Consider the following 22179-nt stretch of genomic DNA (forward strand, 5'->3'; position numbering starts at 1 on the left):
GTTGACGGCCTGCCGTCGACTCTCAGGCGAATCCCATAGCTCGCGATCGACTCCCGCCGTTCGCGCACCCTGGTTCTGCGTAACACGTCGTACCGCGTGCAGCTTTGCGGACAACGTGCGGGTCAGCATCCGTTGCAGGGCTTTCACCCTGCGCCAGTCACCTTCCCGCGTCGCCTTCGCAATTCGAATCTGCATCCCTCTCACGTTCCGTTCAACCCGACGCCAATCGACGGCGTGCCAGCTGTCAGGCGCGTGGGGGAGCGCAGATCCAGTCTTTCGGCCAGATACTTTCATGCTGCTCTCCTGCTCGAAGAAGTGAATCCCGAACGGAGAACAGATCGCCCCTTGCGGGAGCGATCTGCTCCCGCAAGGGGGTTAAATACATACGCTGACGGCTAGGGAAACCGCCAGCAATCACCAGTTCCAGCTAAAGGTCAGTCAGCCGTCTTGCGACGGTAGACCAGACGGAAGTCTGCCCGCTTTCGCGTGGGGTAATGTCCCAACCCCTATGCATCCCATTACAGGACACCATTCGCTTTTTCCGTCCTCCCATACCCGCACAGTTAACAGCGTTCCTTGCGGTTCGCCTGCCCGTCAACAGCACAGGCAACCATACGGGCTTACCACGTTCCCGATCTATCACACGACTGATTTAGGTCCTGCCTCTTCCCCGGCGGTCATAGTGGCGACGTAACCCGTACTCCCAAGGGGTTATCCGACCGCACACCGTTTTGGTTAGAGCCAGTCAGCAGCTTTGGCTCACTGATGGTGACGAGGTTTATCAGCAGTTCACATATGTTGACCGTATCAGCCAGCCCGCACCTCAACCCCTTTTCTGCTAGGAGTCTCCAGATGATTGCCTCACGGCAACCACCTGCCCGGGGTATCCGGGGGCTGCATTTTCAGAAGAGCTTCACACCCCACCGTTACCAGTGACGCATGTCTTCTTGGGCTACTGCCAGTCGCATAGCAGGTTCACTACCACGGTCGTGTTAGCGGATAGAGTCATCCGTGTAGCAGGACCGGGTTGAACAATGACAGATCGAGCTTGTCGCTCGCATCGAGGTGAGAGACCCTCTGAGCAGAAGGGTCAAATAGTAGACGCTACTCCGCTTGGTCAGCGGTAGTAGTGCCGCTGACGGGGCGGAATCCGACGGTAATCGGATCAATACATGGCATGTGCCCTTACGGGTTTATGCACTCACACAGAAGGTAGGGATATAGATCCCCCAAACCCCCAAAGAACAGTGGGTTTGATAGTCGATGCTCGTAACGTGAGCGAACGGTGCGTGTCGCACGGGAGATTCCATCCTAGCACGACGATTCGATGCGCACCGGTGCGTATTTTTGGTGCGTGATCGCACGAGGCGCGTGTGAGTTTCGCGTCGCGCGACGTGAGCCGCGTGACGCGGGTAATGCAGCTATTGCGCCGGTTTTACGGGCCCAGCAGCGCCACGATTTCGTCGAGCGACGGCGAATGCGCGCCTGCGTGACGGCACGCCGCCGCACCCGCGGCGAGGGCGAACGACAGGTGCTCGCTCCACGCGCGTTGCGGTGCCGTCATCAGGCTGAACAGCAGCCCGCCGATCGACGCGTCGCCGGCACCGACGGTGTCCACCACCTCGACGCGCGGCGGCTGCGCTTTGACGATATTGTCGCCGTCGATCAGCGTCGCCGGTTCCGGCCCGCGCGTGACGAGCACGGTCGCGGTGGGATTCAGCGCACGCAGCTGCGCGAGCGCGGCGGCTTCGTCATCGGTCTTGAACAGCAGACGCAAATCCTCGTCGGACACCTTGATCAGATCGGCGAGCGCCGCCATCCGGTGCAACGTCGGCTCGTAGCCGTGCGCCATCAGGTTGCGGTAGTTCGGGTCGAAGCTGATTTTCACGCCGTTCGCGCGCAGTTCGGCCGCGAGTGTCGCCAGCGTTTCGCCGAGCGGCTGACGCACGAGACTGATGCAGCCGAAGTGCGCCCACTTCACCTCGTTCGTCCAGCCTGCCGGCAGCAACGCGGGATCGAACGCGAGGTCGGCGCTGTTGTCGCCCATGAAGAAATAAGTCGGCGGATGCGTCTCGTGGACCACTGCGAGCAGCGGCGCGCGGTCGATGCGCTGCATGAAGCGCATGTCGAGACCGCCGGCGACGCTCGCGTTCCAGATCGCGTCGGAGAAATAGTCAGTGCCCACTGCGCCGGCGCAGGCAGTCGGCACACCGAGACGCGCGACCGCGCGTGCGACGTTCCAGCCCGCGCCGCCGGGCACCGACAGCCAGCGCGACGTGTCGGTGCGCACGAGGTCGGTCAGGATATCGCCGGCGGAAACGAACTGCGGCAGGGGAGTCGAATCGGTCATCGTGCTCACCGTGCAGAAGAGGACAGGGCGGCCGTGGCCGGGGCCGCGGTCGTGGCAGATTCGCTTTCGGCGAGCGCGTGCATGAGCACTTCGTAGCAGGCGCCCATCGTGTGGTAATCGGTCTTGCCGGCGGGGCTCTTTTCGTCGCTGTACTTGCGGTTGTCGCATGTGAGTATGCGATACCACGCGCCGTATTGATGGTCGACGAAACAGCCCCAGCTATAGCGCCACAGTTCGTCGTACCAATCCCAGAAGCGCTCGTTGCCAGTGCGTTTGCCGAGCAGTGCGGCGGTCGCGAAGGTTTCGGCCTGCACCCAGAAATACTTGTCGTGATCGCAGACCGTGCCGTCCGGTCCGAAGCCGTAGTACAGGCCGCCGTGATCGTTGTCCCACGCGCGCGACATCGCGGCGTCGAAGAGTTCGATTGCGCGCGGCAGCAGCCACGGCAGCGGCCGGTGCCGTTCGAGGATCAGCAGCAGCTTCGCCCATTCGGTCTGGTGACCCGGCTGAAAGCCCCACGGCCGGAAGATGTTCGAGCTGTCTTCCTCGTTGTAATGCCAGTCCACCGACCAGTCCGCGTGAAAGTGCTCCCACACGAGCCCCTGCGACAGCTTCGCCTGACGCAGCGTGATGTTCGATGCGACGCGCTCCGCGCGGTCGAGGTAGACGAGATGGCCGGTCGCCTCGTAGGCGGCGAGCAGCGCCTCGGTGGTGTGCATGTTCGCGTTCTGTCCGCGGTACGAACTCACGCGCCAGTCGGCGGTCGCCTCGTCGGCGTAGAGGCCCGCGGCAGCGTCCCAGAAGCGGTGCTCCATCAGTTCGAAGGTCGCCGCGATCATCGGTTTCGCTTCATCGATGCCGGCCATCGCCGCATGCGCATAGGCGAGCAGTACGAACGCGAGGCCGTAGCAGTGGCGCGTCGCGTCGAGCGTGCGCTTCGTGCCGTCGCGCCACTCGAATTCCCAGTCGTAGCCTTCGTGCTGCGGGTCCCAATGCACGTCGCGCAGGAAACGCAGGCCGTGACGAGCGTATTCCTGATGCTGCGGATCGCCGGACTGCCGGTACGCCATCGCGTAGTTGAACACGTAGCGGCAACTGCTGACGAGGTGGCGTGTGGTGCGGTCGTAGATCGAACCGTCGTCGCGGAAGAAATGGAAGAAGCCGCCGCTCGGATCGAACACGTTCGGCGCGTAGAAGCGCAGCGTGTCGTCGATGTGCGACAGCAGGAACGCGCGGTCGCGGAAGTTCGCAACGTGCGGAACGGGAGGGACGCCCGCGGGCGTGTCGGCGGATCGGGTCGAATGGGGCGTGTCGGTTTGCGTCATGGCTTGTTCACCGAAGTGCTGGCACGGGTAATCAGATGGACGGGTACGCGGATTTCCAGTTCGGCCGGCGTGTCCGCGAGCAGCAGCTCGACGCCGAGGCGGCCGAGCGCTTCCTTGTCGACGGCGATGGTCGACAGCGGTGGTGTGGCGTGCGCGGCGGCGGGAATATCGTCGAAGCCGACGATCGCGATGTCTTCCGGCACGCGCAATCCGCGTGCAAGGCACACGCGCAACGCGGCGAGCGCGGCGGCGTCGTTGTACGCGAACAGCCCGTCGGGGTGCGGGCCGGGCGCGTCGAGCAATCGATGCATTGCGCGCGCGGCGCCGGTGTCCGGATCGAGGCCCGCGTCGATCGTCACTTCGAGCGACGGATCGAACAGCAGCCCCGCCTCGAAGAATGCGCGACGGTAGCCGAGCGCACGCTCCGCGATGCTGAAGTGCGCGAGCGAACCGCCGATGAACGCGATGCGTTTGCGCTTCAGCGCGAACAGATGCTGCATCGCGAGCGCGGCGCCGGTCGCGTTGTCGAGGTTCACCGAACGCAGACCCGGCGACCACAGGTCGATCAGCACGAGTGGCCGCTGCATCGTGACGAGCGTCGCGAGTGTTTCCGGCTCGACGAAGCCGGCGATCGCGATCGCATCGGGGGCGTGCACACGCATCTGCTGGATTACGTCCTCGGTCGGACCCGCGGTGAGCAGCGACGGCACGATGCCGCGTTCACGGCATGCGTCCTCGACGCCGTGCAGCACGTGCGAGAAGAACGGTGTGGTCGTGAAGTTGTTGTGCTGACGATGCAGCAGAAACGTGAGCCGACGGATCCGCGGACGCAGTTGCGCGGCGTCGTAGCCGAGGCGTCGCGCGGTCTCGACGACGCGACGGCGCGTCGCGTCCGACAGACCCGGCTGGTTCTTCAGCGCACGTGAGACGGTGCCAATCGACACGCTCGCCTCACGGGCGACATCGCGGATGGTAGTGGCCATCGGGGGGGGGGCGCGCGAACGCGCCGGACGGGTTTCAGGTCCGGTGAATTGTATAGTAAAACGTTTCCGGCAAACCCTTCCGTATGGCCTGGATACCCCCGTAGATACCCGTATTCAGGCCGTCTGGCGCTTTTATATTTGTTTAGTAAAAGTTGCTAAACTCGCGCGATGACGGGCGTTTACACGGTGCCGTCCACGCGGAAAATCGCGGCCGCCTGGCGCAACGCCGACGCTTCGTCGACGAGCGCGCCGGCCGCCGATGCCGCCGGGTTTTAACGGTCAGACGGTTCGTGTTCATGCGCAGGGTTGGAACGCGGTCGGCAGCGCACCGGGAAGTGCGCCACGGGAAACGGGGGGAGACCCGGCGGCTCTATGAGCCTGGGTGGCGTGCGGTGGGGTGCGTGCTCACCGGGTGCTAAATCAATCGGCGCCGACGTGCGCGACGTCGTTGCGGCTGCGCAGCAGCGCCGAGCCTTCGCTGTCGCCGATCAGCTCGAAGCCGGACTCGTTCTGCTTCGCACGCCGTTTCGCGAGTGCGGCGACCGACGCGATTTCCTCGCTGCCGTAGCGCATCGCGGCCGCATCCGGCGGCACGTGCACGCAGCCGATCGCCATCGTGACGAAGCGGAAGAAGGTCGGATTGCCGCGCCGGTCCTCGCCGTGAATGCCGCCGGCCACGCGATCGGCAGGCGCATAGAAACGCTGCGCGCCTTCGTTGAACGTGCGGATCGCCTGGTGCACGCGACGTTGCCAGTCGTCGCTCTGGAACAGGATCAGAAAATCGTCGCCGCCGACGTGGCCGAGAAAATCGCGGGTCGGTTCGCAGACGTCGGCGAGCACGACCGCCGCGAACTTCAGCACTTCGTCGCCCTGCCAGTAGCCGTACTGATCGTTGAACGGCTTGAAGTGATTCAGGTCGACGTAGCACGCGTAGAAGCCGGCGTCGTTACCGATCAGCCGCGCGATGTGCGAGCTGATCGGAATGTTGCCGGGCAGGAACGTCAGCGGGTTCGCGTAGCGCGCCGCTTCGATGCGCACTTCGGTGACGGCGCGCACCAGACTTTCGCCGGTGCCGAGGCCCGCGTATTTGCCGCGCTCGGTGATCACGAAACCGTCGGCGAGATAGCGCTGGTCGTCGCTCGCGAGCAGCTTCGCCATCTGTTCGACGGTCATCGATTTCTCGATCACGACCGGCGACGCATTCGCAAACTGCAGACACGGACGCTTGCCGAACAGCTCGCGGTGATACGGCAGCGCGTAGCGGTCCATGAAACTGCGCCGGTTGATCAGCGCGACCGGCACGTCGTGCTCGACGACGGCAACCGCGTGCAGTTCGGGCAAGCGGTTGAACAGGTTGAGCACGTCGTTGTTCGTTGCCTTGCGTGGCAGCGCGGGCGCGGGCACGAGCATCTTCTCCGACGCCATGCCGCCCGACGGCGAGCTACCCGCGTGACGTGTCGCACCAGGAAACACGGCGATGTGGCCCGCGCGGATCGCCTGCTTCGCGTCGTCGGTGACGAAGCGCAGCGGCTGTGCGAGCGGCCGGCCAAAGAAAAATCCCTGGCCGCAGCCGATTCCCATATCGCGCACGACGGTCAGATCGGCTTCGTTCTCGATCCCTTCGGCGACGAGTCGCGCGCCGCTCGCGTTCGCGAAATGCTGCATCGCCTTGACTGCTTCGAACTTCAGCGGATCGCTCGCGATGTCGTGAATGAAGAAGCGATCGATCTTGACGACGTCGGGCTGCAGGCGCACCCACAGATTCATGCTCGCGTTCGCGGTGCCGTAGTCGTCGAGTGCGAATTGCGCGCCGACCGTGCGCAGCGTCGCGATCACCGGCAGGAAGTTGCCGGGATCGGGAATCGCGCTCTGCTCGGTGAGTTCGATCACGATCCGGCCCGGATCGATGCCGCTGTCGCGCAGCAGCGCAAGCGTGTCGGCGTGTGCGTCGGCGAGCGGACGGATCGCGCCCGCGCTGAAGTTGAGGAACAGCTTGCCTTCGCAGTCGAGGCGCGCGAACGCTTCGACGCAGGTGCGCGCGGCCGCGTGCTCGAGCGCGATCGAGCAGCCTTCGACCGCGGCTTGCGCGAACAGCGCGGACGGCGTTTCGAGCGCGCTGCCGAGCGGTCCGCGAATCAGGCCTTCGTAGCCGAGAATGCGGCCGTCGTTGAAATCGACGATGGGCTGGAACACAGCGGAGAGCGCGCGGCGCGCGATCAGGTCTTCGACATTCGACGCGACTGAACGGGACGGCAGGCGCAGAGACATGGCAAGCGGCCAAAAACGGAGGACGTCCAGCTTATCGGCGGCGATTGCGCTGAATTAAGTGAATCTTTGGTGACGCATGGCACCGGGGTGGTGCGCGGGGTTATGCGAACTGGGGGGATCGTCCTATGCCATCTGGCTGAAGCGACACCGTGCCGTTTTGCTGGCGAAATGACGCACGGACAAAAAGAAAAGCCGCACGGGGCGGCGTTCGTTCGTCATGCACGGCAAGGAGTGCGCTCATGAATCTTTGCTTCGCACCCGGCGCGGGATCAGCGTCGGGCCACCGCGGCCGGTCGGCGTTTTTGCGCGGCGGCGCGCGCTTCGTCGCTGATGTCGCGCGCGCCCCAGCGCTGAGCGAGGGCGGCGCAGACCATCAGCTGGATCTGGTGAAACAGCATCAACGGCAACACGACCGCGCCCACCGCATGCGACGCGAAGATCACCTTCGCCATCGGCACGCCGGCCGCGAGGCTCTTCTTCGAGCCGCAGAAAACGATCGTGATCTGATCCGCGCGATTGAAGCCGAGCCGCTTGCCGACGAACATCGTCAGCGCAAGGGCGAGCACGAGCAGCACGATGTTGACCACCACGAGCCCGGCCAGCGCGCTGAGCGGAATGTGATGCCACAGGCCTTCGTTGACCGCTTCGCTGAACGCCGCGTAGACCACGAGCAGGATCGAACCCTGGTCGACGAATTTCAGCACGCTGCGATTGCGCTCGATCCACCCACCGATCAGCGGTCGCAGCAGTTGCCCGGCGACGAACGGCACGAGCAGCTGCAGCACGATGCTCCAGACCGTATGCCATGGCGATGCGCCGCCGGCGGACTGATTCGTCACGACGATCCCGACCAGCGCGGGCGTGATGAAAATGCCGAGCAGGCTCGACGCGGATGCGCTGCAGACCGCCGCGGGCACGTTGCCCTTGGCGATCGACGTGAACGCGATGGACGACTGGACCGTCGATGGCAGCGTGCAGAGGAAGAGGACCCCCGCGTAGAGCGCCGGCGTAACGAGCGGCGAAAGGAGAGGTTTCAGCGCGACGCCGAGCAGCGGAAACAGCGCGAACGTACTGAGCAGGACGACCACGTGCAGACGCCAGTGCGTCGCGCCCGCCACGATCGCTTCGCGTGAGAGCTTCGCGCCGTGCAGGAAGAACAGCAGCCCGATCGCGACGTCCGTTACGCCGTTGAACGCGACAGCCGGCTGGCCGTGCACGGGCACGAAGCTCGCAAAGATCACGGTGCCGATCAGGCACAGCGTGAAGTTGTCGGGTAGCAGTTTGGGACGGGCCATCTTTGGAATCTCGATACTCGAAACGGGTGGTGCGGGAGCGCGCGGCACGCTTCGGCTGCGCCACGTCTCCGTCAGATAGGGCTATTGTCCCGGCAAAGCGATTGAAAATGCAAATTCATTTGAGGCATCGATTGATGCGTCACGGGCATGAGCGCCGTGCCTGGTAGTGGCCTGGTAGCGGTCTGGCAGCGGCCTCGTTCGGATGGGTGCGTTCGTCGCCGTTTTAAACCGCTTATCGACTTCGCACTTTTTAGAAGTTCTGTTCCGCTCTCGCAACCTGACAACATTGACTGGAAGCGCTTCGCTTAAAAGATTCGTTGTTGATTGGGCATTATCGAAGGCCGATTTTTTTGCTTTCGCATTCGCGCAAATTATTCGCGAAAAGCACGCAGTAACACGGTGTTACAACCCTTCGGCGGGCATAACACTTTTTGGCTCGACACGTTTTGGAGGCACCCATAAATTACTGCTAGGGCCATCGGCCTGGGCCATCTGGCTCGGGTCTTCCGGCCGGCATATCGGTGCGGTGAATAACGCATCGTGGCGCAGATCGAAGCAGGTGTTCGTCGCAGCCCAGGCAATGGGCCCGGGCGGATTATCGGGCAGGCAGATTAACGTGGACGGAGTGTCGTCGAAAACGAAGCAGTGGATCACTGGCGCGATTCTCATCGTGCTGGCTTCGTTCGCCCACGCGAGATCGGAGATGCCGCATGGCGGCTTTCATGGCGGTGCCGGTGCGGGTCACTTTGCCGGCAGCCCGTTCGGCGCGAGAGGCAATGCGCGTGGGTTCGGCTTCGGCGGTGGTCCGGCGCATGCCGACCGCAGGATGAGTGCGATGAACGTCGCACCGGGCCGCAACGCGTTGCCAGCAGGCATGCCGGCCTATCGAGGCGGTCCGCGGATGATGCCGCACGTCGCCCAGCAGTACGCGGGCGGCATCACGCCGGTCAGCACCGAAGGGCGGCCCGTTCCGCGTCCGCCCAGCAATTCGACGTTGATCCGCTCCGGCTCGATTCGCGAAGACGTGGCGCGCTACAACGAAGAACGCGGCTTCGGTCGTCCGGTTCCCCGGCCGCAGGAAGACATGCCGCGCCCTGGCGCGTCGCCCTACCGCAACTGACTGGCATTGCCGCGCGAGCCGCGCGGTCCGTTGATCGTCCCTCAGCTCCCGCAACTCACTCGTGCTGACGCAAGTCGCATATAAGTGACGTATGCACACCACACTTCCCTGAAATCGAACTGGTCCTCGCACGCGCTTGTCATCGAACATACGCGCGAGTCCTGTTGAGCACGATCCGCAGCCGGTTCACCGGCTCGCCAATTCTTGAACCCTAGTCGCGGCGGGCCTCACAGGCCGCCGGAGCTGTTCACCGCGTTGTGCTCCCGACGACTCATCCCCAAGCAATATCAAGCCGATATCCGTAAAAACTAATCGGGCCGCTATACCGGCAATAAGCGCACATATTTTTGTTCATAAAAATGGTCCGCAAAGATGGTTCCGCCCTGCCCGATTAACCAGCCCCCAAGCGGCTCGACGATCGAACGGATTTAAAAACAACGATTCGAGCGAGCCCGCCGCACAGCCTTACCTTTTTGACAAAGACAGGAGAACCAACCCATGAACACAGCGGTGAGCGATGTGCTGAAAACGACCCTGAAAACAATCGTCGCGGCCGGTCTGCTGGCAGGCGCGTCGTCGGCATTCGCGCAATCGAGCGTGCAATTGTATGGACAGGTCGACGAATGGGTCGGCTCGCAGAAATTTCCGGGCAACAAGGCGTCGGCGCAGGTGTCCGGCGGCGGCATGTCGACATCGTACTGGGGCTTGAAGGGGGCGGAGGATCTGGGCAACGGCTACAAGGCGATCTTCACCCTGGAAGACTTCTTCCTCGCGCAAAACGGGCAATACGGGCGCTTCTCGGGTGACTCGTTCTTCTCGCGCAACGCGTACGTCGGTATCGAATCGCCGTACGGTACGGTCACGGCGGGCCGTCTGACGACGCATCTGTTCGTGTCGACGATCCTGTTCAACCCGTTCATCGACTCGTATGTGTTTTCGCCGATGGTGGCTCACGTGTACCTCGGGCTCGGCACGTTCCCGACGTACTCGACCGATCAGGGCGTGACCGGCGACTCCGGCTGGAACAACGCGGTGCAGTATTCGACGCCGAACTTCGGCGGCCTGAGCGGCAGCGTGATGTACGGGCTCGGCAACACGGCCGGCCAGAACAGCGCGAAGAAGTGGAGCGGTCAGGTGCTGTACTTCCACGGCCCGTTCGCGGCGACGGCCGTCTACCAGTACGTGAACTTCAACAACGTGCCGCTCGACCTCGGCAGCTTCAGCACGTCGGGCGTGCCGGGCCTGAAGAGCCAGAGCGTCGCGCAGCTCGGCGCGTCGTACGACATGAAGTTCGTGAAGTTCTTCGCCCAGTACATGTACACGTACAACGACCAGCAGATCACCAGCTGGCACGTGAACACCGCGCAGGGCGGCGTCAGCGTGCCGCTCGGCACCGGCACGGTGATGGCGTCGTACGCTTACTCGCGCGACGGTGGCGGTTTCGACCAGACCCGTCAGACGGCCGCGCTCGGTTACGACTACCCGCTGTCCAAGCGCACGGACATCTACGCGGCCTATATGTACGACCACATCAGCAGCCAGTCGACCGGCGACACGTTCGGCGTCGGCATCCGCGCGAAGTTCTGAGGTTCGCGCTTCTGGCCTGACTGCAGTCCACACGCCCCGCCTTCGGTTATCGAAGGCGGGGCGTTTTCGTTTGTGGCCTCCAGGGGGATTTCCTGCGGGGCGCCGCGCGATCGCCCTGCTCTGTTTATCGCTCTTTGATAAAGTCGCGAAAACCCGATCGATTGATTCTTTTCGCGAGCGATTCCGATGGACACCCTCGTCAGCATGAAAGTGTTTCGCCACGTGGTCGAAGTGGGGAGCTTCGTCGGCGCGGCCGAGCGGATGGAGATGTCCGCGGCGATGGCGAGCAAGCACGTGATGCATCTCGAGCAGCAGCTTGGCGCGCGTCTGCTGAACCGCACGACGCGGCGCGTCGCGCCGACCGAGGCCGGCCGCGAATACTACGAGCGCCTGAGCCAGGCGCTCACCGAACTCGAAGAAGCCGGGCAGGTCGTCGGGGCCGCGAGCGTCGTGCCGCAGGGACGGCTGCGTGTGTCGTCGCTATCGGCGTTCGGTCTGCGTCACGTGATGAGCGCCGTCGCCGACTACGCGGCGCAGTACCCGGAGGTGACCGTCGAGATCACGTTGTCGGACCGCGTGGTCGAATTGATCGACGAGGGCTTCGACGTGGCGATCCGCGCGTCGCCGTCGGGGCTGAAGTCGTCGTCACTGATCGCGCGGCAGATCGCTACCGCGCACATCGTGCTGTGCGCGTCGCCGGACTATCTGCGCACGCACGGCACGCCGGTCAGCGCCGCCGATCTCGAACGGCACAACTTCATCCAGTACGCCGGCATGCCGGCTCAGGAGCTGACCGCATGGACCAGCGCGAACGGCGCGCGCGTAAGGCTGACGGGCAACATGGTCGTGAACCACCTCGAAGCGCAGCGGGTCGTCGTGCTGCAGGGCGCGGGCATCGCGCTGCTCGGCACCGAAGTGATCGGCGAGGACCTCGCGGCGGGCCGGCTCGTGCCGCTGCTCGTCGACGAACTGCCGCCGCGCGAGCTGCCCATCCACGTCGTGTATGCGAGCCGCCGGCATCTGTCGGCGAAAGTGCGCTCGTTCGTCGATTTCCTCGCGGAGCGGTTCGGCAGCGAGACGCTGTGGCCGTCGGTCGAACAGATCCGCGCGCTGGCGGCACGCTGACGCGGGCGGGTTAGCGTCCGATCGACAGACGCTTGCACGCTTCGTCGTATTCCTGCTTCAGACGCGCAACCAGTTCGCCGACCGCCGGCACGTCGTCCATCAGACCGACGCCCTGGCCTGCGCCCCAGATGTCCTTCCACGCCTTCGCCTTGTCGCCGCCGAAGTTCATCTTCGTCTTGTCCGACTCGGGCAGCGCTTCCGGATCGAGCCCGGCGTTGACGATGCTTTCGCGAATGTAATTGCCGTGCACGCCAGTGAACAGGTTCGTGTAGATGATGTCGGATGCGCTTGAGCTGACGATCGCGTGCTTGTAGCTGTCCACCGCGTGTGCTTCCTTCGTTGCGATGAAGCGCGTGCCCATATAGGCGAGGTCCGCGCCCATCGCCTGCGCGGCGAGGATCGAGCCGCCGTTCGCGATCGCGCCCGACAGCACGATCGGACCGTCGAACATGCGCCGCACTTCGCCCACCAGCGCGAACGGCGACGTCGTGCCCGCGTGGCCGCCGGCGCCCGCCGCGACCAGGATCAAACCGTCGACGCCTGCTTCGAGCGCCTTCTGCGCATGGCGAATGTTGATCACGTCGTGCAGCACGATGCCGCCGTAGCTGTGCACCGCGTCGACCATTTCCTGTGCGGGCGCGCGCAGGCTCGTGATGAAGATCGGAATCTTGTGCTCGACGCAGACACGCACGTCGTGTTCGAGCCGCGTGTTCGACTGATGCACGATCTGGTTCACCGCGATCGGCCCGATGACCGCATCGGGATGCGCGGCCTTGTGCTCAGCGAGCGATGCCTGGATCTGCGTGAGCCATTCGTCGAGCAGTTCGGCCGGCCGCGCGTTCAGCGCGGGAAACGAACCGACAATGCCGGCCTTGCACTGCGCGAGCACGAGTTCGGGGTAGCTGACGATGAACATCGGCGAGGCGACGACGGGCAACGCAAGGTTTTGCAGAACGGCGGGCAGAGCCATGATGCGAGTCTCCTGAAGGGCATGGCCGCGTCGGCGGCGCGTAAGGTGAGTGTAGCGGTGCGGCGCAAAGGACGTGGCCAGAGAGACCGGTCCATTCAGCGTCGCCCTTATTTAAGAACGATCGTTCGATTATAGGCGAACCGCCGGGGCCGCGTGCGCGGCTTCGCGCTGGAAGGAGTGTTCAGTTTCTACGGTCTGGTGGGGTGCGCAACGTTGCCGCGTCATGCGGCGCTCCTACAATGCGTTGACCGACAACGACAAGAGACCGGATATGTCCTTCGAGGATTTTGTGCCCTTTAGCGTCGCCGTCGGCGACGTCGACATACACGGGGTGAAGGGCGGCGATGGGCCGCCTTTGCTGCTGCTGCACGGTCATCCGCAAACCCGGTTGATCTGGGCACGCTGCGCGGCGAAGCTCGCGCAGCACTTCACGGTGATTGCCACCGATCTGCGCGGCTACGGTGCGTCGTCGAAGCCGCCGAGCGACGAGACGCACGCGCCATACTCGAAGCGCACGATGGCCGCCGATCAGGTCGCGGTGATGCGCCACTTCGGCTTCGAGCGCTTTCTCGTCTGCGCACACGATCGCGGCGCGCGCGTCGCGCACCGGATGGCGCTCGATCATCCGGATGCGGTCGAGCGCCTGATGCTGCTCGACATCGCGCCGACGCTCGCGATGTACGAAGCCACTGACCGCAGGTTCGCGACGCTGTACTTCCACTGGTTCTTGCTGATCCAGCCCGAGCCGCTGCCCGAAACGCTGATCGGCGGGAACCCGGACGTCTACGTCGATCGCGTGATGGGCAGTCGTCATGCAGGGCTCGAGCCGTTTGAGCCGGCCGCGCTTGCCGCGTATCGCGCCGCGTTGCGCGCGCCGGGTGCGGTGCACGCGATGTGCGAGGACTACCGCGCGTCCGCGACGATCGATCTCGAACACGATCGCGCCGACCTCGAGCGCGGCAACAAGATCGCGTGCCCGCTACGTGTGCTGTGGGGTGAGCACGGTGTGATCGAACAGTGCTTCGAGCCGCTCGCCGAATGGCGTCGCGTCGCGCGTGACGTGAGCGGCCGCTCGCTGCCGTGCGGCCACTACATTCCCGAAGAAGCGCCGGACGCGCTCGTCGCGGAGATGCTCGCGTTCTTCGAGACGGTGCCGCAGTAGCGCCGCGTAGCGCGTAAAGGCGCGATCAGCCGAGCGGCGGCAGCCGGCGCGGCACGGGCGTCGACTTGACGATCGCCGTGCTGGTCTCCGCGCGCTCGGTCACCTTCGAGAGAATCTCGTCGAGCTGATCGATCGAGCGCAGAACCAGCCGGCAGATGAAGCAGTCGTCGCCCGTCACCTTGTCGCATTCGACGAATTCGGGAATGCGCCGCAGCACGTCCTCCACCAGATGCAACTGGCCGGGCAGCGGCTTCACGCGCACGATCGCCTGCAGCGTGTAGCCGAGCGCCCGCGGATCGAGTTGCACCGTGAAGCGCTCGATCACACCTTGTGCTTCGAGCCGGCGCACGCGCTCAGCGGTGCTCGGCGCCGACAGGCCAACACGTTTCGCAAGCTCGCTGACCGGCTGGCGCGCGTCCTCCGCGAGCGCGGCGAGGAGGGCGCGGTCCGTTTCGTCCAGCGCAGCGGGCGGGGTAACGGGGGCAACGCGAGAAGCAAGGCGTTTGTTCATTTCAGCCTTCATTTCTTAAGTTAATCTGCCGATGCTCCGTAGTTTAGCCATGTCAATCGACGATTGCAGTACTTAAACTGTTTCCATGAATTCACCTGCAAAAGGATCGAAACATGGCTACCAGTGAAATCCGTCGCGGCGCTGTCGAGATGAGCGTCGCGATGCTGATGTCGGGGACGATCGGCTGGCTCGTCGTCTCGTCGCAGCAGCCCGTGTCCAACGTCGTGTTCTTCCGCTGCCTGTTCGGCGCCGCGACGATGGCGCTCGTGTGCGGCGCGCTCGGGCTGTTTCGGCGCGGGCTCTTTTCGTGGCGCATGTTCGGGCTGGCGGTGCTCGCAAGCGTGGCGATCATCGCGAACTGGGCGCTGCTGTTCGCCGCGTACTCGCGCGCGTCGATCTCGATGGCGACCGCGGTCTACAACACGCAGCCGTTCATGCTGGTCGCGCTCGGCGCGGTGGTGTTCCGCGAACGCGTGACCGCATCGACGATCGCATGGCTCGTGGTCGCGTTCATCGGGCTCGTGTTCGTCGTCAAGGTGGAGCCGGCGGTGCTTGCAGTGCCGGGCCAGTATCTGGAAGGCGTCGCGTATGCGGTCGGTGCGGCGTTCCTGTATGCGGTGTCGTCGATCATCACGAAGCATCTGAAGGGCACGCCGCCGCACCTGCTCGCGCTGATCCAGGCTTCGCTCGGCGTGCTCGCGCTCGCACCGTTCGTACACTTCGACAACCTGCCGACGACCGGTGCGCACTGGCTCGAACTCGTAACGCTCGGTGTCGTCAACACGGGCGTGATGTACGTGCTGCTGTACGGCGCAATCCAGAAGCTGCCGACTGCGATGACCGGCGCGCTGTCGTTTATCTATCCGGTGGTCGCGATCGTGGTCGACCGCGTCGCGTTTGGGCAGAGGCTCGCGTGGGTGCAGCTGCTCGGCGCCGTGCTGATCCTGCTTGCGGCCGCTGGTGTGAATCTGGGCTGGCGCATCGTGCCGCAGCGGCGCCTCGCGTCGTGACGTGGGTCGTTGTTACGTTGTTATGGATTCCGAACCGGGAAGCAACGAATGACGAGCGTATTACAGGCGCGTAAGCGTGTTTCGCTGCGATCGTCAAGGTTCTGTAGGGAAATCACCGATGCGTCCGAAAGGTACGCGCGAGTATGATCCGAATCGACGCTGATCACGTCGAGAAAATTACGCCGTTCGCCCTTGGTGGCGAGCGGCTTTCTTTTTTTGTGCTGGGCTTTTTACTGCACCACGCTACGCTTGCGCCTCACGCGCATGCACGACATCGCCTTCCACCTTCAACGGCCCATCGCCTCGCGCCAGCTCACCGACCAGTTCGCGCAACAGCGCGGGCCACTCGCTGCGCGGCCTGAGCGCCGCCGCCGCGGCGCGCATCGCGGTCGCATCGTCGAGCATCGCGACGAGCGTATCGAACGACAATGTACGCACGTCGAGCAGCTTGAACACGATCAACACCTTCAGCGCATTCTTCGCGTTACGCGCAGGATCCGCGCGCAGCCACGCGATGCGCGAGAACGCACGCTCCAGCGCTGCGTCGACATCGCTGAACGGCGCACCGTGACCGGGTATCACCGTCTTCACGTCGAGCGTCGCGATCAGTTCGAGCACCGCCTGCTGTTCCGCAAAACCACTGTCGCCTTCCAGTTCCGGAAAGATCACACCGAAGCCGTTCTCCCACAACGCGTCCGCGCTGATCAGCACGCGTGCGTCCTCGCAGTAGAGCATCAGCGAATGCGGATCGTGGCCCGGTGCGCCGAGTACCGACCAGTCCAGCGCACCGAGCGTGAGCCGCATGCCGGGCACGAGCGTCCCGGTGAACGCAAAACGCTCGCAGGTCTGGCCGGTCGCGCGATAGGTGAGACGTGTCTCGTCCCACGCGCGTACGGCGTCGGCATCCGGCTCGGGGATATCGGTTGCACAGGACCACACCGATTGCAGCAGCGCATTGCCGCCGCAATGATCCGAATGCAGATGCGTGTTGACGATCCGGTCGAGTGGCCGCGTGCCGAGTGCTGCACGCACGAGGGCAAGCGTCTGCGGCGCGTGCGTCGCGTAGCCGGTATCGATGAGCGTGGCGGAGGCATCGTCGACGAGCAGCACGTTGTTCGACGACAGCCAGCCGCGCTCGAACACGCGTATCGATGCGGGGAGTTCGATCATCGCGTGTCCGTTTGAGGCTTAGGTGAGGCGGATGCCGTGTCAACGCGTGGCATCACGAGAATCGTGGCCCGACCGATCACCACTGTTTCGCCGCGCTGACTCCGCACTTCTCCGCCGAGCTGCACGAGGTCGCCATTCAGGCCTGGCTTCCACCATGCATCGGTGACGCGCCACGTCATCGTCAGTGTGTCGTTCGCGTGTGCCGCTTTCTTCAGCTTCATGTCGAACTCAAGGCCGAGCGGTTGCGCGTACTGCGAGAAGTGCGTCGCGAGCATCGCCATGAAATGCGCGGTGGGCTGCGTGCCCGACGCGATCAGACCGCCGAAGCGGCTCTGTACCGCGTACGCGTCGTCGTGATGCAGCGGGTTCAGATCGTTGACCTCGGTGGCGAACGACTTGATCGATTCCACCGACAACACGAGCGTCGCGTTGAACGTCTCGCCGATCGTGACGACGCGCGGCGGCAGGTTCATGTGTGCTCCCGCAGTCGCGCGATTTCCCCCGCGTGCCGATGTTCGATCGCGTCCCACACCGTTCGCTTGCGTTCGTCGTCGAACGACGACCAGCCCGCGATCTCGTCGATCGTGCGCAGGCAGCCGTCGCACCAGCCGGTCGCCGGATTCATCCGGCACACGTCGATGCATGGCGACGGCACCGGCGCGACGTCGCGCGGATCGGGACGCGGCTTATCGGTCATACGGATTCGCGCAGCGCGACATCGACAACCGGCGCGCCGGTCAGCTCGACCAACTGTTGCGGCGACAGGTTGAACACTGCATGCGGATGGCCGGCGGCGGCCCACAGACTGCCGAGCGCGAGCAGGTCGGCATCGATCAACGTGACCGGTGGCGTCGCGTGACCGATCGGGCACACGCCACCGATCGCGTAGCCGGTCTGCTCGCGCACGAACTTCGCATCGGCGCGCCCGACCTCGCCGACGTGCGCAGCGACCTTGTGTTCGTCGACACGGTTCGCGCCGCTCGCGACGACGAGCACCGGCGCGTCGTCGTGCTTCCTGCGGAACAGAATCGACTTCGCGATCTGCGCGACCGTGCAGCCGAGCCCGGCGGCCGCTTCGGCCGACGTCTTGCCGGTCTCGGCGAGCATCACCACGTCGCCGGAATGGCCGCGCTCGCGCAGCAGCGACGCGACGCGGCGCGCGGAGTCGGGCAGCGCGTCGAACGCGGTGGGGAGAGAGGATGGAAGCGTGGTGTCGTCTGCCATGAGATGCCTGTTCACGTTACGCGTTGCGCGTGTTAAACGCAGTCTTGTTGTTCGCTGCGCGCTTTCGCGAGCAGCGCCTTGCCGGCGCGCGACACGTTCGGCCGGCCGATCGACGTCGAGATGAAATCGCCGATCGCGACCACCTGCGCGAGGTCGATGCCGGTATCGATGCCGAGGCCGTTCATCAGGTACAGCACGTCTTCGGTCGCGACATTGCCAGTCGCGCCCTTCGCATACGGACAACCACCGAGCCCCGCGACAGATGCATGAAAAATCTCGATGCCTTCCTGCAGCGCTGCGTAGATGTTCGCGAGCGCCTGGCCGTACGTATCGTGGAAGTGGCCCGACAGCCGTTCGCGCGGAAACACCTTCGTCACCGCGTCGAACACTTCGCGCGTGCGTTTCGGCGTGCCAACGCCGATCGTGTCGGCGATGTCGATCTCTTCACAGCCGAGCGCCGCGAAGCGCGCGACGACGTCGACCACCGATGCAACCGGCACGTCGCCCTGATACGGGCAGCCGAGCGAACACGAGATGCTGCCGCGCACGCGCAGGCCCTGCTCCTTCGCGGCGCGCGCGACCGGCACGAAGCGCTCGATGCTCTCAGCGATGCTGCAGTTGATGTTCTTCTGCGAGAACGCCTCGCTCGCGGCGCCGAAGATCACGATTTCGTCGGCATGGCCGGCGATCGCGCCATCGAGGCCGCGCAAGTTCGGCGTCAGCACCGAATAGATCGTGCCGGGGCGGCGCGCGATGCCGGCCATCACCTCGGCGCCGTCGGCCATCTGCGGCACCCATTTCGGCGACACGAACGACGCGGCTTCGACATTGCGGAAACCCGCCGCCGACAGCCGGTCGATCAGCTCGATCTTCATCGCCGTCGATACGAATTCCTTCTCGTTCTGCAGGCCGTCGCGCGGCCCGACTTCGACGATCTTTACTGCACGGGGTAAGGTCATGGTCACACTAGTCATGATGGTTGTCTCCTCGCCGCGTTTAACGGCTCCTCGGGTATGACGGATATCAGTATCAGTAGCCGCGCTCGATCTCGATCACGCCGCCGATCGTTTCGCCGCGCGACAGTGCGGCGATCTTCTCCGCGATCTGCGCGACGCTTTCATCGCGCAGCGTCTCCGCCGACGTATGCGGCGTGATCGTGATGCGCGGATGCGTCCAGAAGGGGTGATCTGCGGGCAGCGGTTCCTGGCGGAACACGTCGAGCGTCGCTGCGGCGATCTGGCCGCTCGCGAGCGCATCGAGCAGGTCCGCTTCGACCAGATGCGGGCCGCGCGCGACGTTGACCAGATAGGCGCCGCGCGCGAGCTTCGAGAATACGCGCGCGTTCAGCACGTCGTGTGTGTCGGGCGTATGCGGCAGCAGGTTCACGATCATCTTCGCGTCCGTGAGAAACGCGTCGAACTGCGCGGCGCCTGCGTACGTCTTCACGCCTTCGATCTGCTTTGGGTTCATGCTATAGCCGCGCACTGGTACGCCGAGCGACGCGATCGCACGCGCGACCTGTGTGCCCAGCACGCCGAGGCCGAGCACGCCGACTGTGAACGTGCGGCGCGGATGTGGTTCGAGCGGTTCCCAGCGGCGTTTTGTCTGCAGCTCGGCGTATTCGTCGAAGCGACGCAAATAGCGCAGCACCGCGTGCGTCGTGTACTCGACCATCTGCTGGGCCATGCCGCCGTCTTCGAGGCGCACGAGCAGTGCGTCGCGCGGCAGCGTGCCCGGCTGTTCGTTTTCCAGCGCGAGAATCGCATCGACGCCCGCGCCGAGATTGAACACCGCACGCAGTCCGGCACGCGGCGCGAACAGTTCGCGCGGCGGACGCCAGACGATCGCGAAATCGGCGGGGGCGTTGTCGCCAGGCTGCCATTCGCGCAGTTCCGCGCCGGGTAGCGCCTGCGCAAAATCGTGCAGCCACGCAACTGCATCGGCCTGCGGCGTGTAGAAAAGAATTTTCACGGGCTGCGCCATCAGATCTCGGGATGAAACGGCTGCCGCGCACGCGGCCTGACGAACGGTGTGGACTGCAGGGACGACATGGGCTCCTCTCCTCGACGGGCAGGCTTCATTCTACTTTTTTGCCGCCCAGCCCGCGCGGCCATACCGAATCGACCCGGAATCGACCCATAAACAAAGCACGAAAAATTGGTTCGGCCGCGCGCATCGGTGACCCACAATGGTTCACTGGCTCAGCGGATTCCGTCAGCGAGGAGAATCATGTTCCCATGCAGCAAATCGACATGGCCGCCGCGCATCGTGACGGTGCCGGGCTTGCACGGCAGCGAAGGCGCGCACTGGCAGACGTGGCTCGAGCGGCAGTTCGCGCGTTCGCTGCGCGTCGAGCAGGCCGACTGGGATGCACCGGATCTCGCGCTATGGGCGCAGTCCGTGCGCGATCTGCTCGCGCGCGAGCGTGGGCCGTTCGTGCTGGTCGCGCATAGCTTCGGCTGCCTCGCGGCGGCACATGCGTTGCAACAGGCATCGTATGTGGCCGATGTCGCCGGCGTGCTGTTCGTCGCGCCCGCGAGCCCCGCGAAATTTGCATTTGCCGGCGGATTCGACGCGCGTCGTATCGGTGTGCCGTCGATCCTGATCGGCAGCGAGACCGATCCGTGGATGCCGCTCGCCGGCGCGCGCGAACTCGCGCAGCGCTTCGGCAGCGCGTTTGTGAATCTCGGCGACGCGGGGCACATCAATACTGCGGCGGGCTACGGGCCGTGGCCGCGCGCCAAATATTTCGTCGATACGCTCGTGCATTGCGCGGCGCCGCTGCGCTTTCGCGACGAAGCGATCGAGCCAGGGACGCACGCGTTCGTCTAAGCTGGCCTTGCGCTGCTGTTTCCGTTGTCGACGCGTGTGCTGCGTCGCCTCACCTCACCGGGACGCATGGCCGATCCGCTAGAATCCGGCTTCGCGTCGCGCAACGGCGGCATCGGCCATCGACATCGAAGAGTGGGCACAACATGACAGGCAATTCGGGGACCCGGCGCCGGCTCGCGGCGGGTATTGTTGCATTGACGGCGTCATTGACGCTGACGCTCGGCGGTATCGCAAACGCGCACGCCGACACGTCGCTGCTGAACGTTTCGTACGACGTCACGCGCGAGCTGTACAAGGACATCAACGCGGCATTCATCGCCGACTATAAGCAGAAGACCGGTGAGACCGTGTCGATCCGCCAGTCACACGGCGCATCGAGCGCGCAGGCACTGTCGGTGCTGCAGGGCTTGCAGGCCGACGTCGTGACGATGAACCAGCCGAACGACATCGACCTGCTCGCCGAACGCGGCCATCTTGTGCCCGCCAACTGGCGCACGCGGCTGCCGGACGCCAGCGCGCCGTACACGACGACGATGGTGTTCCTCGTGCGCAAGGGCAATCCGAAGCACATCAAGGACTGGGACGATCTCGCGAAGCCGGGTGTGCAAGTCGTGATCGCGAATCCGAAGACGTCGGGCAACGGCCGCTACGCGTATCTCGCGGCATGGGGCTACAGCAAGCAGCACGGCGGAACCGATGCGCAGGCGACCGACTTCGAGAAGGCGATCTTCCGCAACGTGCCGGTGCTCGACACCGGAGGCCGCGGCGCGACGACGACGTTCACGCAGCGCGGCATCGGCGACGTGCTCGTGACCTTCGAAAACGAAGTCGCGCTGATCGACGGCGGCGTCGGTGCGGGCAATTTCGAGGCGGTGTATCCGTCGATGAGTCTGCTCGCTGAGCCGCCGGTCGCGATCGTCGACAAGGTGGTCGACAAGCGCGGCACGCGCAAGGTCGCGCAGGCGTATCTCGACTACCTGTACACGCCGGCCGGGCAGGAGATCATCGCGCGGCATCATCTGCGGCCACGCGACGCCGCGGTGCTGGCTCGGCATGCGAACGAGTTCAAGCCACTGAAGACGTTCACAGTCGAACAGATTTTCGGCGGCTGGCAGAAGGCCCAGCAGACGCACTTCTCGGACGGCGGGACGTTCGATCAGATTGTCGTCGACAGGAAGTGATGTGGTGCGGGTTGCAAGAAAGAGAGCATCGCATAGCTGATCACGTCGTGTGGAAGCCGGTGTCAG

At 64.5% G+C, this 22179-nt stretch carries 21 protein-coding genes; 7 read left to right on the forward strand and 14 right to left on the reverse strand.

The window, feature by feature from the left end; translation table 11 throughout:
• The 6 genes from ACREXZ_RS16645 to ACREXZ_RS16670 all read right to left on the reverse strand — a co-directional run.
• Positions 1 to 294: reverse transcriptase N-terminal domain-containing protein (locus tag ACREXZ_RS16645; RefSeq protein WP_431765202.1), on the reverse strand; the 294-nt coding region annotated here is incomplete at its 3' end.
• 1141 nt (positions 295 to 1435) lie between these two features.
• Positions 1436 to 2350 (reverse strand): carbohydrate kinase family protein, encoded by a 915-nt coding sequence (locus ACREXZ_RS16650; RefSeq protein WP_431765203.1) that lies wholly within the window; start codon positions 2348 to 2350, stop codon positions 1436 to 1438.
• Positions 2351 to 2355: 5 nt separating this feature from the next.
• On the reverse strand, positions 2356 to 3675 hold the full coding sequence (locus tag ACREXZ_RS16655) for an AGE family epimerase/isomerase (protein WP_431765204.1): 1320 nt from the start codon (positions 3673 to 3675) through the stop codon (positions 2356 to 2358).
• Entirely contained in the window at positions 3672 to 4658 is a 987-nt protein-coding gene (locus ACREXZ_RS16660; protein ID WP_431765205.1) for a LacI family DNA-binding transcriptional regulator, read from the reverse strand. The genes ACREXZ_RS16655 and ACREXZ_RS16660 overlap by 4 nt, the downstream gene beginning before the upstream one ends.
• 420 nt (positions 4659 to 5078) lie before the next feature.
• Entirely contained in the window at positions 5079 to 6926 is a 1848-nt protein-coding gene (locus ACREXZ_RS16665; RefSeq protein ID WP_431765206.1) for an EAL domain-containing protein, read from the reverse strand.
• A 269-nt stretch (positions 6927 to 7195) separates the two neighbouring features.
• Complete coding sequence (locus ACREXZ_RS16670; RefSeq protein ID WP_431765207.1) at positions 7196 to 8221, reverse strand: bile acid:sodium symporter family protein; 1026 nt, start codon at positions 8219 to 8221, stop codon at positions 7196 to 7198.
• Between the two features lie 202 nt (positions 8222 to 8423).
• Between ACREXZ_RS16670 and ACREXZ_RS16675 the strand changes: the two genes are divergently transcribed.
• The 3 genes from ACREXZ_RS16675 to ACREXZ_RS16685 all read left to right on the forward strand — a co-directional run bounded on the left by ACREXZ_RS16675 (position 8424) and on the right by ACREXZ_RS16685 (position 12053).
• Positions 8424 to 9341 carry a hypothetical protein gene (locus tag ACREXZ_RS16675; protein WP_431765208.1) on the forward strand — a complete coding sequence of 306 codons (918 nt, stop codon included), beginning with the start codon at positions 8424 to 8426 and terminating at the stop codon, positions 9339 to 9341.
• Between the two features lie 498 nt (positions 9342 to 9839).
• Complete coding sequence (locus tag ACREXZ_RS16680) at positions 9840 to 10928, forward strand: porin (protein ID WP_431765209.1); 1089 nt, start codon at positions 9840 to 9842, stop codon at positions 10926 to 10928.
• Between the two features lie 186 nt (positions 10929 to 11114).
• A complete protein-coding gene (locus tag ACREXZ_RS16685; RefSeq protein ID WP_431765210.1) occupies positions 11115 to 12053 on the forward strand; it encodes a LysR family transcriptional regulator in 939 nt (312 codons plus the stop codon).
• 10 nt (positions 12054 to 12063) lie between these two features.
• On the opposite strand, the gene ACREXZ_RS16690 is transcribed toward ACREXZ_RS16685, so the two are convergent.
• Positions 12064 to 13023, reverse strand: coding sequence for an NAD(P)H-dependent flavin oxidoreductase (locus tag ACREXZ_RS16690; RefSeq protein WP_431765211.1), 960 nt, complete (start codon positions 13021 to 13023; stop codon positions 12064 to 12066).
• Between the two features lie 271 nt (positions 13024 to 13294).
• Between ACREXZ_RS16690 and ACREXZ_RS16695 the strand changes: the two genes are divergently transcribed.
• Positions 13295 to 14185: an alpha/beta fold hydrolase gene (locus tag ACREXZ_RS16695; RefSeq protein WP_431765212.1), complete on the forward strand. Its 891-nt coding sequence runs from the start codon at positions 13295 to 13297 to the stop codon at positions 14183 to 14185.
• A gap of 25 nt (positions 14186 to 14210) precedes the next feature.
• Here ACREXZ_RS16695 and ACREXZ_RS16700 read toward each other — a convergent pair whose 3' ends face one another.
• Positions 14211 to 14696, reverse strand: coding sequence for an Lrp/AsnC family transcriptional regulator (locus ACREXZ_RS16700; protein WP_431765213.1), 486 nt, complete (start codon positions 14694 to 14696; stop codon positions 14211 to 14213).
• Positions 14697 to 14809: 113 nt separating this feature from the next.
• Between ACREXZ_RS16700 and ACREXZ_RS16705 the strand changes: the two genes are divergently transcribed.
• Positions 14810 to 15706, forward strand: coding sequence for a DMT family transporter (locus ACREXZ_RS16705; protein ID WP_431765214.1), 897 nt, complete (start codon positions 14810 to 14812; stop codon positions 15704 to 15706).
• A gap of 243 nt (positions 15707 to 15949) precedes the next feature.
• Here ACREXZ_RS16705 and ACREXZ_RS16710 read toward each other — a convergent pair whose 3' ends face one another.
• The 6 genes from ACREXZ_RS16710 to ACREXZ_RS16735 form a co-directional block, all read right to left on the reverse strand.
• Complete coding sequence (locus ACREXZ_RS16710; protein WP_431765215.1) at positions 15950 to 16876, reverse strand: MBL fold metallo-hydrolase; 927 nt, start codon at positions 16874 to 16876, stop codon at positions 15950 to 15952.
• Positions 16873 to 17349, reverse strand: coding sequence for a MaoC family dehydratase (locus tag ACREXZ_RS16715; RefSeq protein WP_431765216.1), 477 nt, complete (start codon positions 17347 to 17349; stop codon positions 16873 to 16875). Before ACREXZ_RS16715 ends, ACREXZ_RS16710 begins: the two co-directional genes overlap by 4 nt.
• Positions 17346 to 17573 carry a DUF1289 domain-containing protein gene (locus ACREXZ_RS16720; RefSeq protein WP_431765217.1) on the reverse strand — a complete coding sequence of 76 codons (228 nt, stop codon included), beginning with the start codon at positions 17571 to 17573 and terminating at the stop codon, positions 17346 to 17348. Before ACREXZ_RS16720 ends, ACREXZ_RS16715 begins: the two co-directional genes overlap by 4 nt.
• A complete protein-coding gene (locus ACREXZ_RS16725) occupies positions 17570 to 18100 on the reverse strand; it encodes a YbaK/EbsC family protein (RefSeq protein ID WP_431765218.1) in 531 nt (176 codons plus the stop codon). Before ACREXZ_RS16725 ends, ACREXZ_RS16720 begins: the two co-directional genes overlap by 4 nt.
• Positions 18101 to 18132: 32 nt before the next feature.
• Positions 18133 to 19059, reverse strand: a complete 927-nt coding sequence (locus ACREXZ_RS16730) for a hydroxymethylglutaryl-CoA lyase (RefSeq protein WP_431765401.1) — start codon at positions 19057 to 19059, stop codon at positions 18133 to 18135.
• Positions 19060 to 19129: 70 nt separating this feature from the next.
• Positions 19130 to 20071 carry a 2-hydroxyacid dehydrogenase gene (locus ACREXZ_RS16735; protein ID WP_431765219.1) on the reverse strand — a complete coding sequence of 314 codons (942 nt, stop codon included), beginning with the start codon at positions 20069 to 20071 and terminating at the stop codon, positions 19130 to 19132.
• Positions 20072 to 20329: 258 nt separating this feature from the next.
• Between ACREXZ_RS16735 and ACREXZ_RS16740 the strand changes: the two genes are divergently transcribed.
• Together ACREXZ_RS16740 and ACREXZ_RS16745 are read left to right on the forward strand one after the other, a co-directional pair.
• The gene (locus tag ACREXZ_RS16740) at positions 20330 to 20932 is read left to right on the forward strand and encodes an RBBP9/YdeN family alpha/beta hydrolase (RefSeq protein WP_431765220.1); all 603 of its coding nucleotides are present in this window, start codon (positions 20330 to 20332) and stop codon (positions 20930 to 20932) included.
• Between the two features lie 143 nt (positions 20933 to 21075).
• Positions 21076 to 22113 carry a sulfate ABC transporter substrate-binding protein gene (locus ACREXZ_RS16745; protein WP_431765221.1) on the forward strand — a complete coding sequence of 346 codons (1038 nt, stop codon included), beginning with the start codon at positions 21076 to 21078 and terminating at the stop codon, positions 22111 to 22113.
• Positions 22114 to 22179: the final 66 nt, after the last annotated feature.

It is taken from the genome of Paraburkholderia sp. (assembly GCF_050742655.1).
In the GTDB taxonomy this organism is placed as follows: domain Bacteria; phylum Pseudomonadota; class Gammaproteobacteria; order Burkholderiales; family Burkholderiaceae; genus Paraburkholderia.